Raw genomic sequence first — 14,388 nt, 5'->3', positions numbered from 1 at the left:
ATGGCACTGCTTTCAAGTGCTTATGTCGCAGTGGCGACGGCACACTAACTCGTAGAAAAGAGGGGGGATCCTCCCTTTGGGATCCCATTGTCTTAGCACAGCGTCAACTTTCGCTCCTTGCACTGCGCCATTCGGCACGGCTTCGATGCGCTATCCATGGCTTAGCGATGCACTGGCAACATCCTGTTGCTCAACCTCATTTTGCAGTACACCGCTCAACGCTGCGATGCGGCAATAGCGCAAGTGCGGCGTCGTTCTCACGGTGATTTGTTCGGCGGACGATGAGGGTTTTAGGCCGACTTGGTGACGCCGAGTGAAGCAGTGATGAAGTAAAGCCGAAGGCAGGATGCCGCAGAGGCCAGTTAAGCCATGGATGGCGCATCTGGCCGTTGCTGCAACGTAATGCTGCGAGAACGAGGGGCTGTCGTCACTCGGAGGCGGTCGGGATTGCAAAGGGACGAGTCCCTTGCCCGCCGCCGGGCGGTCCCGGCAATGACCTTTATGCCGCAGCTGGTCATGCACAATAAGTTCAACAGCTAATTGGTACACAGCCTTTTCGTTTGCTGATGGGGGGTGGCGTTAAGGCAGCGGTTTATGTGGTTAATCGGCTTGTTCGGGGCAGATCCGATACTGACTGCACAGGGCTTCGAGGCGAAGATTGTGTTGCTCGCTGTGGGCGCGCACCAGTGCGATGACGTTATCCCGCAGCCATTGTAAGCCTTGATCGTGATCTTGGCGTTTGTGCCAGGTACAGGTCAGTGGCGTCGCTTCCAGCGGCAGTGGCGGCGCCTGCACCGCCAGTTGCCGTTCGAAGATGGCGTCTTCGATGGTGGTGGAGGGCACAATGGCGATCAGATCGCTTTGTTTGAGGACTTTCGGCACCACCGCGAAGTGGTTGACCGTCATCGCTACCCGCCGTTCGATGTTGTGCTCGGCCAGTGCCCGATCGGTGACCCCAAAGCTGTCGCCAGACAGCGACACCAGCAAATGATCCGCCTCGGCAAACTGTTGCAGCGTCATCGGCGCCGTTGCCAGCGGATGACCCAGTCGCATCACCACCACGTAGCTGGGGCGATACACGTACATCGAGCGTAAGACCGAGGCGTGCACCTCGGGCGCGCCACCGCCAATCACCATATCCACTTCGGCGTCGATCAGCACCGAATCGGCGTTGATGATGGTGTAGGGCACCGCGTGCACGTTGATCCCCGGCGCTTGGGTTTCAATTAACCGTCGCAGTGCTGGCCAGACGATGTCGACCACCGCATCGGGCACCGCGATGCGAAAGGTGCGCTGGGCGCTGGCCGGATCAAACTCTTGATTGTCCATTGCCTGTTCCAACTGTTGCAGCGGTTCGCGGATCTGCTGCCACAGATTACGGGCGTATAGGGTGGGGGCGATGCCGCGGCCATCTTTCACAAACAGCTCGTCTTGCCACTGCTGGCGCATGCGGCTTAAGGCGTTGGATACCGCCGGTTGCGACAGCGCCAAGCGCTCGGCGGCGCGGGTGATGGAGCCTTCGGTCATGATGGCGTCAAACACCACGATCAAATTTAATTCCTGACTTTTCATCGAGATAACTCAGTAACAGGGTCGATTATCGGTTCGAATTTCAATCATATCATTTTGGTGAATGTTACTTATATCAATAAATAATTATTTTTATGGTTTTGCCGTCGGCATACTGCGCCCCCTATCCGTTTCTTAAGGCACCTAAGAATGAAATTTTTGAGTCGACATTGGGTTAGCACCGCGCTGCTAACCAGCATGATATTGGGGCTGAGTGCCTGCAGTGATGAGCCCGCCGCGCCCCCAGCGGCGGCGCCAATGGCACCGACGGTGTCGGTGGCCGAAGTGTTAAGCCAGCGCCTAACCGAGTGGGATGAATTTACTGGCCGTCTGCAAGCGCCAGAGCAGGTTGAACTGCGGCCACGGGTGTCCGGTTACATCGACGCCATCGCCTTCAGTGAAGGGGCGCTGGTGCAAGCGGGGCAGCCGCTGTTTTACATCGACGCCAAGCCGTTTCAGATGGAATTGAACCGCCTGCAAGCGCAGCGCCTCGACGCCCAAGCGCAGCTGCAACTGGCGCAGCAGAGCTTTGATCGCGCCCGTGCCCTCAAAGGCAGCGCCTCCATCTCTGAAGAGCTGTTTGATCAACGCCAAACCACCTTGGCGCAAGCCAAGGCGCAATTGGCGTCGGTGCAGGCCTCGTTGGATCTGGCCGAGCTGAACTTAAGCTACACCACCGTGCGCGCCCCCATCAGTGGCCGCATCTCTCGCGCCAACGTCACCCGTGGCAACTACGTCGCGGCCGGTCAAAACGTGCTCACCCGCTTGGTGTCCACCGACAAGGTGTACGCTTACTTTGATGCCGACGAGCAGACCTACCTGAAGTACATCCGCTTAGCCAACGAGGGCAGCCGCCCGAGCGCCCGCGATGTGCAACAGCCGGTGCAGATGGCGCTGGCCAACGAACGCGATTTTGGCCACCAAGGGGTGATCGACTTTATCGACAACCAAGTCAATCCCGCCACCGGCACCATTCGTGGCCGCGCGGTGTTTGCCAACGAGCGCGATCAGTTTGTGCCGGGGCTGTTTGCCCGCATTCGTCTGTCTGGCAGCGCCAGTTACGACGGCATCTTGATTGACGACAAGGCCATTGGCACCGACTTGAACAACAAGTTTGTGTTGGTGGTGGATGGCCAGAACAGCGTTCACTACCGTCCCGTGGTGATGGGCGAAAAACTCAATGGTTTGCGCATCATCCGCAGTGGCCTGAGCGCCGGTGAACGCATCATCGTCAATGGCCTGCAGCGGGTGCGCCCAGGCGTAACGGTCAATGCCGAAGCGGTGGCGATGGCCAGTGCCGCGCAACAGCAACAACTGGCGACCATGCAAGCCCGTGTGGACGCCGCCAATCAAGCCCTAACCATCGCCCAAGCGGGCGAGCGTAACGTAACCGGTGGCTAAGATGTCTTTCTCCAGTTTCTTTATCCGGCGGCCGATCTTCGCCGCGGTGCTATCGCTGCTGATCTTCATCGCCGGTGCCATCTCGGTGTGGCAGATGCCGATCACCGAATACCCCGAAGTGGTGCCGCCCACGGTGGTGGTGACCGCCAACTACCCCGGCGCCAACCCCAAGGTGATCGCCGATACCGTGGCAACGCCGCTGGAGCTGGCGATCAACGGCGTTGAAGACTTGCTGTACATGTCGTCCCAGGCCACCGCCGATGGCCGCATGACCCTAACCCTGACCTTTGCCATCGGCACCGACGCCGACGACGCCCAAACCTTGGTGCAAAACCGCGTGGCGCGAGCGACCCCACGGTTGCCGCAAGAGGTGCAGCGTTTAGGGGTGGTAACCGAGAAATCGTCGCCGGACTTAACCATGGTGGTGCACATCACCTCGCCGGACGATCGCTACGACATGCTGTATCTGTCCAACTACGCCAATTTAAAGGTGAAGGACGAGCTGGCGCGCATTGGCGGCGTGGGTGACGTACGCCTGTTTGGCGCTGGTGAGTTCTCGATGCGAGTGTGGCTAAACCCCGACAAAGTGGCGGCGTTGCAGCTGAACCCCAGCGACATCATCGCTGCCATCCGCGAGCAAAACCAGCAAGCGGCGGCGGGATCGTTGGGGGCACAGCCCAGCGGCGACAGCGACTTCCAGTGGCTGATTAACGTTAAAGGGCGTTTGGCCAACGAGGAGGAGTTTGGCGACATCGTCATTAAAGTGGGTGAGGATGGCCAGATCAGCCGCCTAAAAGACGTGGCACGGTTAGAGCTGGGCTCGAACTCCTACTCGCTGCGCTCGTTACTGGATAACAAGCCCGCGGTGGCCTTGCCGATCTTCCAAGCGCCTGGCTCGAACGCCATCCAGATCTCCGATGACGTGCGCGCCACCATGGCCGAGCTGAAGCAGAGCTTCCCGCAGGGGATGGATTATTCCATCGTCTACGATCCGACCGTATTTGTGCGCGGCTCCATCGAAGCGGTGATCAAGACCCTATTTGAAGCGGTGCTGCTGGTGGTGCTGGTGGTGGTGCTGTTTTTGCAAACCTGGCGCGCTTCGCTGATCCCCTTGGTGGCGGTGCCGGTGTCTTTGGTGGGCACCTTTGCCATCATGCACCTGCTGGGCTTCTCCTTTAACGCGCTGTCGCTGTTTGGCTTGGTGTTGGCCATCGGCATCGTGGTGGACGACGCCATTGTGGTGGTGGAAAACGTCGAACGTAACTTAGGCGAAGGCTTAAGCCCGATGCAGGCCACCGAGCAAGCGATGAAAGAGGTGACCGGGCCGATTGTGGCCACCACCTTGGTGCTGGCGGCGGTGTTTATCCCAACCGCGTTCATGTCTGGCTTAACGGGTCAGTTCTACAAGCAGTTTGCCTTAACCATCACCATCTCGACGGTGATCTCGGCCATCAACTCGTTAACCCTAAGCCCGGCGCTGTCGGCGCTGTTGCTCAAAGGCGAAGGCGCCAAAAAAGATTGGCTGAGCCGTGGCATCGACGCGCTGTTTGGCCGCTGGTTGTTTGCCCCGTTTAACCGCCTATTTAACCGCGCGGCACGGGGGTACACCAACGGCATCGCTAAGCTGATCCGCATGAGCGGCATCATTGTGGTGCTGTACGCTGGCTTGTTGGGGCTGACCTACCACCAGTTTGAAACCACCCCAACCGGTTACGTGCCGGGGCAGGACAAGATGTATCTGGTGTCGTTCGCGCAGTTGCCGGATGCGGCCTCGCTGGATCGCACCGAAGCGGTGATCCGCGACATGTCCTCGATTGCCTTGGCGCACCCAGGGGTAGAGAGTGCGGTGGCGTTCCCCGGCCTGAGCATCAACGGCTTTACCAACAGCTCCAACAGCGGCATCGTCTTTGTGACCTTGAAGCCGTTTGAGCAGCGCACCACCGAGGCATTGTCGGCCCACGCCATTGCGGGGCAGCTGAACAGCCAGTTTGGCTCTATCCAAGAAGCCTTTGTGGCGATCTTCCCGCCGCCGCCGGTACAGGGGCTGGGCACCATTGGTGGCTTCCGCTTGCAGATCGAAGATCGTGGCAACTTAGGTTACGAAGAGCTGTACGCCGTTAGCCAGCAGGTGATTGGTAAGTCGTGGGCGGCGCCAGAGCTGACGGGGATCTTCACCAGCTTCCAAGTGAACGTGCCGCAACTGGACGTGGACTTGGATCGGGTTAAGGCCAAAAGCCAAGGGGTCAGCATCGATGAGGTGTTTACCACCATGCAGGCCTACTTAGGCTCGCTGTACGTTAACGATTTCAACCAGTTTGGCCGTACCTATCAGGTTAACGTGCAGGCCGAAGATCCGTATCGGCAAGAACCCGATCAGATTGGCCAGTTGAAGGTGCGTAACCAAGCAGGGGAGATGATCCCGCTGGGTTCGTTCTTAAGCGTTAATCACAGCGCTGGGCCGGATCGGGTGATGCACTACAACGGCTTTGCCACCGCCGAGATCAACGCCGCACCGGCACCGGGTTACTCTTCGGGTCAGGCTCGCGCCGCGATCGAGAAGATCTTGGACGAGACGCTGCCGGTGGGCATGAGCTACGAGTGGACCGAGCTGACCTATCAGCAGATCCTCGCCGGTAACACCGCCTTGTTGGTGTTCCCACTGGTGGTGCTGTTGGTGTTCTTAGTGCTGGCGGCCACCTACGAGAGCTTCAGCTTGCCGTTGGCGATCATCCTGATCGTACCGATGACGCTGCTGAGCGCCATGACCGGGGTGATCCTCTGGGGCGGCGACAACAACATCTTTACCCAGATCGGCTTTATTGTGCTGGTGGGGCTGGCAACCAAGAACGCCATCTTGATTGTCGAATTCGCCAAAGAGCTGCAACAGCAGGGCATGAGCGTGGTCGAGGCGATCAAAGAAGCGGGGCGCTTGCGTCTGCGGCCGATTTTGATGACCTCCATCGCCTTCATTATGGGGGTGGTGCCGATGGTGCTGTCGACCGGCGCGGGCGCGGAGATGCGCCAAGCGATGGGGGTGGCGGTGTTCTCCGGCATGATTGGGGTCACCCTGTTCGGCTTGGTGCTGACCCCTGTGTTCTATTACCTGCTGCGTCGCCGCAGTTAATGGTTTTGCGGTTGGCGACTGCCTAACCCGCCAACCGCAGGTGGTTCAGCCCGCCACTTGTCGTTCACTGATTGGCGTTTAGGCCAACGGGAAGCGGCAATAAACCAAGTCCGGTGCCCAAGTGACTTGGCGCTGAAACCTCGTCAAAACGGCTTCCCAAGGGAAGCCGTTTTTTTTGGTGCTGTGCCCGCTTGGGGGTCGCGGTTGAGTCGCTGCTGTTACGTAGTCGCGGGCTCAATCCCGCCCTAGGTTGTCAGCGAGTGTTATTGGCTCATGTCGAGGCGGTACACCGCAAAGCCCAATTCATCTTGGCCGACTTGGGTCATCGGCTTGGCTTGGTTGGCCTTAATGAACGCGGCGGCGATGGCGCTGTGTTGGGTTTCAAAGTGCACATCCACTTGGCCGTTAATGGGCGCGAATGACCAGTTGTTGTCGGCGCTGGGATCCACCTGCTGATTGGCCTTGATGTAGGCGGCGACCGCATCGCGGTTCATGTCGGGAAACTCTTGGGCGATAAAATCACCGCCGGTGCCGGCAAAGCTGCCACCAAAGGCGCGGTAGTTGTTGGTGATCACCACAAACGGCTGCTGGGCGAACTGGTCGCCGCGGATCACCTTACCGTTGCCATCGCGGTAGCTCAGGTTAACCACGCGGTTGCCGTCGCTGACCTGTTCACACTCGCCGTTGTAGCGGCTTGGCTGGGTCAGATCCCACTGGTAGCTCACCCCATCAATCACGTCGAAGTTATAGGTGCGGTGACCATTCCAGTTGATCAGCGCTTGTGGCGCGCGGCTGCTGGGATCGATCTGGTTAAACTGGTTGGCGGAGCACTCCAGCCACTGTTTTACCTCGGCGCCAGTGACTTTCAGCGCCACCAGCGTATTAGGGTACAGGTACAAGTCGGCGGCGCTTTTCACCGTTAACTGACCCTTGGCCACTTGGGTGTAGCTGTCGGCGTCGGCGAGGGTGCTGTGGCGGCCACCGGCTTTAAAGGGGGCCACGGCCGACAGCACCGGCATGCCGCGCAGGGCGGGGGCTAAGTGTTGTTCGGCGTAGGCCAGCTGGGCGTTAGAGACGATCTGCATGGTGGGATCGTCCTGCACCAGCGACAGGAAGCTGAACATGTCGGCGCTGGATTGCCCCAGCGGCGCATTGACGTAATCGATGGTGGCGTGGTGCTCGCTTGCCAGCAGCGCTCGCAGCTGCGCTGAACGGGCTTGGTGGCGGGTTACCTCGGTGGCGGCCACCTTTTTGCCTTGATCGTTTTTCAGGTAGATAGCGCGCGCTTGGGATTGCGAGTCCACCACCTGCCACTGGCCGTTTTGTTGACGCAGGGTGAGGTCAATTTGGCCAAGGTTGTCGCCCCAGCGGCCCGGCATCACGGCGGCCACGCCGTTGATGGTGCCTTTGGCCAGATCCATGTTGTGGCTGGCGGCTTGGCTGGCAAAGCGCTGGGATGGGAATACCGAGTGGCTGTGGCCAAACAGGATGGCATCAATGCCCGCCACCGTGGTGAGGGCATGGACGGCGTTTTCCGCGCCAGCGTCGGTTGGGTTACTGCTGCTGCCAACACCGGAGTGAGGGATGGCGATGATCAGATCCGCGCCCTCGGCCTGCATCTGCGGCACAAATTTCTGCGCCGCGTCGACAATGCCCATTACCGTGACTCGTGGCTCGCCATTGGCGGCGGTGAGGTTGCGTTTGTCCCACAGCATAATTTGCGGCGGCACAAAGCCGATGTAACCGATGTTCAACTGATGGCGCGAGCCGTCATTGGCGGTGATCTCGGTGGCGATGATGCGGTACGGCGTAAACAGCTGCTCGCCTTGGGCTTTGCCACCGCAATCAACGTTACACACCACGTTGGCGTTGATGTAAGGGAACTGAGCCCCGTCAATCGCCTGCTGCAGGAAGTCGAGGCCGTAGTTAAATTCGTGGTTGCCCAAGTTACCCACGGCGTAGCCCATGGTGTTCATAGCACGGTGGGCAGGGTGCACCGCAAACGCCTTGCCTTTATTGGCGGCGGCAAAGTAGTCGCCCATGGGCGAGCCTTGGATCAAGTCGCCGTTGTCCACCAACACCGAGTTGCTGACTTCGCTGCGGGCCGCTGCCAGCATGGCGGCGGTGCGCACCAAGCCGATGGTCAGATCGTCGCGGCCTTGGTAGTAGTCGTAATCCATCACATTGGCGTGGATGTCGGAGGTTTCTAAGATCCGCAACTGGGCGGTAACCGTTGGGGCTTCTGTTTGGCTTTGGCAGCCGCTAAGGACGCCACAGGCAAGGGCCAGACTGAGGGGGAGCTTATTCATGGTGATTCCTAGTAAACAGCGTGTGGTTATCTTAGTTGGTGCCGGATCGGCTGAGTGTGGCTGCCAGTAAAAAGGCTTCCCCGTGGGAAGCCTTGGTCAGCGGCGCCGAAGCGGCGCGGAGTATAGCGCCAGTAGCGGAAAAACCCCAGTGCGGCGCCAATGGCAGCCACTTGTGCTGTGGGGCGAGCCAACGGCGCCGAGGCCACACGCTGGTGGCCGCCCAAAAAAAACGGCCTCCCGTAGGAAGCCGTTCGTTCGCGAGTTGTGATTGGCCGAGTTACGGCAATTACAGCTCCAGTTCGATCCACACCATGCGGTGATCGGAGCTGACGTTTTTACCTACGCCTGGGTTCCATTTGTCGATCAGCGTCAGGCGGTCGTCGTTCATCAGGATGCGACCATCTTCGAAGCTGGCTGGCCAGAATACGCCGGAGTCCACCACGTTCAGATCCTGTGATGGGATCACGTGATCCAGACGCAGACCGGAAGTGGAGGTGGCGCGGGCTGGGAATTCGGTGTCGGCGTTGTCTTCACGACACTCGGTGGTGGCGCCTTGAACGACACACTCTTGGGCACCGTAGGATTTCGGCGCGTATACGCCGGTGGTGGCCATGGTGTTCACTTGGTCGTCGTTCATCAGTGCCGCAATCACATCGCGGTGACCGTCGCCTTTGATTGGATCGGCGTTCAAGTCGCCCATCACAATGAAGCTGTCACCATTAGGCAAGCCACCGCTCACGCCGGCGTCGTCCACGATGTAGCTTTCGCCGTCGATGTAGTCGTTCCAGAACTGAATTTCAGCGGCGTTGTGATCCTTGTTGTACGGCGCTTCTTCGCCTTTATCAAAGATTGGTGGGGTTGGGTGCGACAGCAACAAGTGCACGTTGTTGCCGTTTGGCAGCATGACGGGCACATCAACGTGGTTCTTAGAGGACAGGCGTACTGCATCCCATTCTTCAGCACTGAACCAAGTGGCGTCGTTACACCAAGTGGCGTCGTTGCCTTCGTTACAGTTAACTGCAGGGTTGATGGCGTTCGGCATGTCTTTCCACAGGAACTTTTGGAAAGTACGGGTGTTGGTGTCATCAATTGGGTACTGCGACAACAGCGCAAAGGCGTATTGACCGTGGAAGAAGCCAAAGCCGTATGAATCACCCGGATTGGTGGTGCTGCCGTCGTTGTCGTTGTCCAGATCCAAGCCGCTGTTGAGGCCGGTGTTGGTGGCGTAGCTGCGCGCGAAATCAAACAGGATTGGCTCGAGTGCTGCGCCTTCGAACTGCTGTGGCACCGCTAAGTAGTTGCTGCGGAAGCCGTTCAGTGCGGTCTGGTCTTCACCGGTGCCGTCGTTGTTGAACTCTTTCATCAACAGAACCGCGGGGCGCTCTTTCTGAATTACGGTGGCGGTGTTGCGGATCTGAATGACTTTTTCCGCTTTCTTCAGCTCAGCATCATCGGTGATGCTGCCATCGGCCCAACCGGCGACTAATGCGTCCTGCTCTGCCGCAGTCAGGCCCATTACTTCAACCAGCTCTTCAAAGTTGGAATGGTCAAAAGACAGGTTGTAGCTGGCAATACGAACGTCAGTAGCGGGTGCTGGCTCTGGCTGCACAATGGTGTTGTTGGTGGTGTCGTCGTTACAACCGGCTAATACGGTGGTGGCGATCGCAGCGGCAAGCAGAGTTTTTGTAAAGCGCATTAGAACCTCATCAGGACGATAGAGCGGTGCGGGCACCAGACTCAAGACAACGAAATTGGTGGAGTGGCTGCTGCAACATCAGGTGGAAACGAACCACAAGCGACACGGATTCACAGAAGCTCACAGATGGGCACGAGTATAAGGAACAGAGAAAACAGAAATGTGAGTTAGATCGCATTGTGCAAGTTGCTCACAACTGAGTACAAGCCATTAACAAGGGTGGCGGGGATCACCTTTTTAACAGCGATTTTTGCGGTGGTTGCGCTGATTTTTGCGCTTTTGTGTGAGCCAGATTCAAGGCGCGGTTTGGTGTGTTGAGCGGGAAAAAGGAGCCCGCGACACGGACGGTTACGCTGGGGGATTTTGTGAAAGAGCAAAAAAAACGGCCTCCAAGGGAGGCCGTTGATTCACTCAGGGGGGAGGGGGATTACTCGCCCGCTGCAGTCAGGTCGATGTTGTAGATGGCAAAGCCAAGTGCATCAGTGGTCTTCTTAACCATTGGGTATGCGGCATGCTCTGCAACAAAGGCATTTGCAATTTCGCTATCTTGAGTTGGGAACTCGATATCCAAAGTTACGTTGGATTCGATTGGTTTGATGCTCCAGTTGTTGTCGATGCTTGGATCTACCGTTTCAAATGAACTGATGTACTTAGACAGTGCGTCGCGGTTCATGTCTGGTGCTTCGTACACGACGAAATCGGCACCAGTTCCGGCGAACTTGCCACCGAAGGCACGGTAGTTGTTGGAAACAACAACGAACTTCTGCTGAGCAAATTCTTCACCGGTGATGGTGATGCCGTCGGCATTGGTGTAAGCCAAGTCAACGATACGCTCTTGCGGAATTGGGTTGCTTTGGTCATCCAAGCGTGGAGCACAGTCGCCATCAAGGGCGCTTGGCTTGGTGACATCAATCTGGTAGGTCACGCCATCAATAACGTCAAAGTTATAGGTACGGTGAGTATCCCAGTTGATCAGTTCCTGTTTTGCAGGGCTTTCAGGGTCAATCTGGTTGAATTGGTTTGCGGAGCATTCCAACCAGCTCTTAACGTGAGAACCTTCAACCTGCAGTACCACTACGGTGTTCGGGTACAGGTACAAGTCAGCTGCGTTTTTGTAAGTCAGTTGACCTTTTTCTACACCTACGTAAGAGTCGGCATCGCTGCTAGTGGAGTGACGACCACCCGCTTTAAACGGTGCGGCAGCAGACAGCACTGGCAGATCGCGAATTGCTTCTGGTAACACACTGCGGTTGGTTTCGATGTAAGCGATCTGCGCGTCACCAACAATCTGTACGGTTGGATCGTCCTGAACCAGTGCCAGGAAGCTGTACATGTCTACATCAGATTCACCGATAGGAGCATCCACGTAGTCCAGAGTCCCTTGGTGTTCATCTGCAACCAGAGTTTGTACTTCAGTGATTACTTCTGGGTTTGCTTCTACATCAGCAGAGGCAACTTTATCGCCTTGCTCATTCTTTATGTAAATGGAACGAGCTTCAGCGGTACCGCTGACGATAGACCATTTGTCGTCTTTAAAGGCCAACTGGAAATCCACTTGACCCATGTTGTCGCCCCAACGGCCCGGCATTACTGCTGGTACACCGTTGATGGTGCCTTTGGTCAAATCTAAGTTGTGGCTATCCACGTCACCAGAGAAGGTAGAGCCAGGGAATACCGCGTGGCTGTGGCCAAACATGATAGCGTCGATGCCGTCAATCAAGCTCAGTTCGTGAGTAGCATTTTCTGCCATCAGATCAGAAGGTTGCTCTGAAGAACCCAAACCAGAGTGTGGGATGGCGATGATGATATCTGCGCCCTTGTTCTTCATTTCTGTGATGTATAGGTTGGCCGCTTGTGCGATCCCCAACACATCCACTTTACCGTCTAGGTTTTGCTTATCCCACTGCAGGATCTGTGGTGGCACGAAGCCGATGTAGCCAATGTTGATGGTGCGCTTGTCGCCATTGTCATCAATGATTTCAGTTTTCTGAATATCGTATGGCTTGAACAGCGGTTCACCAGCAGATTTCCCTTCCCAGCAATCGCTCTTACACAATACGTTGGCGTTGATGTATGGGAAATCGGCGCTATCGATAGCGCGCTTTAGGAACTCTAGACCGTAGTTGAATTCGTGGTTACCGATGTTACCCACGGCGTAGCTCATGGTGTTCATGACTTTGTGGGCAGGGTGGGTGTCAAATTTACGATCTTCGTTGTATTCAGCTGCAACAAAATCACCCATAGGGCTGCCTTGCAGCAAGTCGCCGTTGTCGACCAGTACAGTGTTGGCTACTTCTTCACGAGCCGTAGCAACAACGGCAGCAGTACGAGCTAAACCGATGGTGATGTCTTCGCGGCCTTTGTAGTAATCGAAATCCATTACGTTGGCATGGATATCAGAGGTTTCGAGGACACGTAGCTGTGCTGTGGCTTCTTCAGGTAGTTCAATAACGGTTTTATCGTTATCAGAGTTACATGCGGATAACGCAAGAGTGGACAAAACAACAGTAGCGATCAGACTCTTTTTCACAACGGCACCTTTGATTGACTTTTTATTGGAACAGAGAGTTCACAATTTTTCACTTGGGGTGCGGCGGAGTATATCGTTTGCGAATGAATGAGCTGTGACAATGGTCACACTTTAAAGTCGCATTCTGATTGGTTTCGCAGGTGTTTTCATTTTTTCACATGGTTGAGTTGGGTGTTTCTTGAGCAGCAATAAGAGGGGGGATTGTTCGAAATTTAACGCTTTTCTAGTGACAAACTGAGCAAAACCTTATTCTGCTGGGGAAAAATAGGTGAACACTCGTAAATGTTACCGGGGTAAAGCAATATCCAGACTGGAGAAGAAATCGCCTGTCTGTTCAATTATTGTCACCGCGAACGGCGGGCAATTTTTTTTGTGTGAATAACTGACAGGAACGGTCGGATAAGCCTCATCGGTGTGCGAATCTTGACCATGTGTGTGGTCAGAAAACACCCACCAAGCAGCCACGAACCCCCACGCCCCCACACACAAAACAGCCGCGGCTTATCGACAGCGCCATTGCGTGCTGTGCCATTCAGTAACCCGAAGCGTGCAACGTGGCTGCGGGCGGCTGAGCGCGCCAATTAACGTGAGAGAAGCGTTTTGTGGGCGCTGGCGTTGGCAATCATCCGCGTTTGGATGGATTTGAACAGCGCCAGCTCGTCGGCGCTGATCCCCTGGCTTAAAATGGCGTTCCACTGGCCGATGATCTCCAGCAGATTGGCCTCAATCGCGCGGGCTTTTTCGGTCGCAAACACCCGTCGGGCTCGGCCATCGGTTTGGCAACGCTGGCGCTAAGGCGTCAAAACTGGGCTTGGTTTCACTTTGGGGCGGATTGGCGGGCGCGGTTTGTTCCGTTGGTGTCGCCGGTTCAAGCACGGGCCGCCTAGGTGGCAAATACGTTGCCGCGAGCGCCACATTCAGCGCAGATACGAGAAAGGCCCAGTCTTTCGACTGGGCCTTTCTCTAAATTTGGTACCGAGAGAGGGACTTGAACCCTCAAGGTGTCACCACCGGTGGATTTTGAATCCACTGCGTCTACCAATTCCGCCACCTCGGCATTACGGGGGCCAATTATATACACAAGTTGGCTTAGGGCAAGGGGATTTGGTTTGTTTGCACACAAAAGCGCCATCCTTGCTGAAATAGCGGTGGTACACTGCGGCTTCATCAATGGATAGAGGGATTTACGATGTCGTTGGCAAATGCCCCCCGCGCGACCCTAGTACGCCGTTTGGCTGCATGGGCATACGATTTTCTGGTGGGGTTGGCGGTGTACATGATGGCGGGTTCACTGCTGTTTGGTTTGTTCACCGTTCTGGTAAAAATGGGCTTGCTTAGCATGGGCGAGACTGAGCATATGTCGGATCTGATCACCACCAGCCCCGTGCTCAGTGGCGTGAACGAGCTGGGTAAGTTGCTGGCGGTGGGCTACCTGTTTGTGTGGAGCTGGAGCCGCAGCGGCCAAACCTTAGGAATGCGTGCTTGGCGGATCCGGGTGCAGCGCACCGACGGCAGCCTGATCAGCACCGGCCAAGGTTGGCGCCGAGCGGTGTACGCCTTTGGTGGCTTAGCCAACTTAACCCTGCTGTGGGACAGCACCTTAACCGCGCTGCACGATCGCCTATCCGGCTCGGAAGTGGTGCAATTAACCCTAGAACAAAACCGTGAGCTGCTAAATAACAGCAAGCTGCGCTGATTTTCCTCGTTGTTCTGGGTTGGGGCATCCTGCTAGGTTGGTGATTCTTTCATCAGCAAGGAT

Annotated in this window: 8 protein-coding genes and 1 tRNA gene; 3 read left to right on the top strand and 6 right to left on the bottom strand. The window is 56.6% G+C overall.

Going from position 1 to position 14,388, the window contains the following annotated elements; translation table 11 throughout:
* Positions 1 to 600 precede the first annotated feature (600 nt).
* On the bottom strand, positions 601 to 1,572 hold the full coding sequence (locus Q0796_RS08665; protein WP_298442004.1) for a LysR family transcriptional regulator: 972 nt from the start codon (positions 1,570 to 1,572) through the stop codon (positions 601 to 603).
* A gap of 147 nt (positions 1,573 to 1,719) precedes the next feature.
* Between Q0796_RS08665 and Q0796_RS08660 the strand changes: the two genes are divergently transcribed.
* The gene (locus Q0796_RS08660) at positions 1,720 to 2,970 is read left to right on the top strand and encodes an efflux RND transporter periplasmic adaptor subunit (RefSeq protein ID WP_298442003.1); all 1,251 of its coding nucleotides are present in this window, start codon (positions 1,720 to 1,722) and stop codon (positions 2,968 to 2,970) included.
* A 1-nt stretch (position 2,971) separates the two neighbouring features.
* On the top strand, positions 2,972 to 6,094 hold the full coding sequence (locus tag Q0796_RS08655; RefSeq protein ID WP_298442002.1) for a multidrug efflux RND transporter permease subunit: 3,123 nt from the start codon (positions 2,972 to 2,974) through the stop codon (positions 6,092 to 6,094).
* A gap of 263 nt (positions 6,095 to 6,357) precedes the next feature.
* On the opposite strand, the gene Q0796_RS08650 is transcribed toward Q0796_RS08655, so the two are convergent.
* The 5 genes from Q0796_RS08650 to Q0796_RS08630 all read right to left on the bottom strand — a co-directional run bounded on the left by Q0796_RS08650 (position 6,358) and on the right by Q0796_RS08630 (position 13,686).
* Positions 6,358 to 8,403, bottom strand: coding sequence for a bifunctional 2',3'-cyclic-nucleotide 2'-phosphodiesterase/3'-nucleotidase (locus tag Q0796_RS08650; protein WP_298442001.1), 2,046 nt, complete (start codon positions 8,401 to 8,403; stop codon positions 6,358 to 6,360).
* Positions 8,404 to 8,689: 286 nt separating this feature from the next.
* On the bottom strand, positions 8,690 to 10,099 hold the full coding sequence (locus tag Q0796_RS08645) for an endonuclease/exonuclease/phosphatase family protein (RefSeq protein WP_298442000.1): 1,410 nt from the start codon (positions 10,097 to 10,099) through the stop codon (positions 8,690 to 8,692).
* A 427-nt stretch (positions 10,100 to 10,526) separates the two neighbouring features.
* On the bottom strand, positions 10,527 to 12,629 hold the full coding sequence (locus Q0796_RS08640; RefSeq protein ID WP_298441999.1) for a bifunctional 2',3'-cyclic-nucleotide 2'-phosphodiesterase/3'-nucleotidase: 2,103 nt from the start codon (positions 12,627 to 12,629) through the stop codon (positions 10,527 to 10,529).
* Between the two features lie 581 nt (positions 12,630 to 13,210).
* Entirely contained in the window at positions 13,211 to 13,384 is a 174-nt protein-coding gene (locus Q0796_RS08635; RefSeq protein WP_298441998.1) for a hypothetical protein, read from the bottom strand.
* 215 nt (positions 13,385 to 13,599) lie between these two features.
* A tRNA-Leu gene (locus tag Q0796_RS08630) sits at positions 13,600 to 13,686 on the bottom strand.
* A 132-nt stretch (positions 13,687 to 13,818) separates the two neighbouring features.
* Between Q0796_RS08630 and Q0796_RS08625 the strand changes: the two genes are divergently transcribed.
* Positions 13,819 to 14,325: an RDD family protein gene (locus Q0796_RS08625; protein ID WP_298441996.1), complete on the top strand. Its 507-nt coding sequence runs from the start codon at positions 13,819 to 13,821 to the stop codon at positions 14,323 to 14,325.
* The last annotated feature ends 63 nt before the right edge of the window (positions 14,326 to 14,388 follow it).

Origin of the sequence: uncultured Ferrimonas sp. (assembly GCF_947489035.1) — a bacterium.
Classification (GTDB): Bacteria; Pseudomonadota; Gammaproteobacteria; order Enterobacterales; family Shewanellaceae; genus Ferrimonas.
The sequence above is the reverse complement of the archived record's forward strand: the minus strand, read 5'-3'. Positions and strand labels throughout refer to the sequence as shown.

Bases quoted from the DNA above. Each gene is read 5' to 3' on its own strand.
- Q0796_RS08665 (WP_298442004.1), bottom strand. From the start codon at position 1,572: ATGAAAAGTCAGGAATTAAATTTGATCGTGGTGTTTGACGCCATCATG.
- Q0796_RS08660 (WP_298442003.1), top strand. From the start codon at position 1,720: ATGAAATTTTTGAGTCGACATTGGGTTAGCACCGCGCTGCTAACCAGC.
- Q0796_RS08655 (WP_298442002.1), top strand. From the start codon at position 2,972: ATGTCTTTCTCCAGTTTCTTTATCCGGCGGCCGATCTTCGCCGCGGTG.
- Q0796_RS08650 (WP_298442001.1), bottom strand. From the start codon at position 8,403: ATGAATAAGCTCCCCCTCAGTCTGGCCCTTGCCTGTGGCGTCCTTAGC.
- Q0796_RS08645 (WP_298442000.1), bottom strand. From the start codon at position 10,099: ATGCGCTTTACAAAAACTCTGCTTGCCGCTGCGATCGCCACCACCGTA.
- Q0796_RS08625 (WP_298441996.1), top strand. From the start codon at position 13,819: ATGTCGTTGGCAAATGCCCCCCGCGCGACCCTAGTACGCCGTTTGGCT.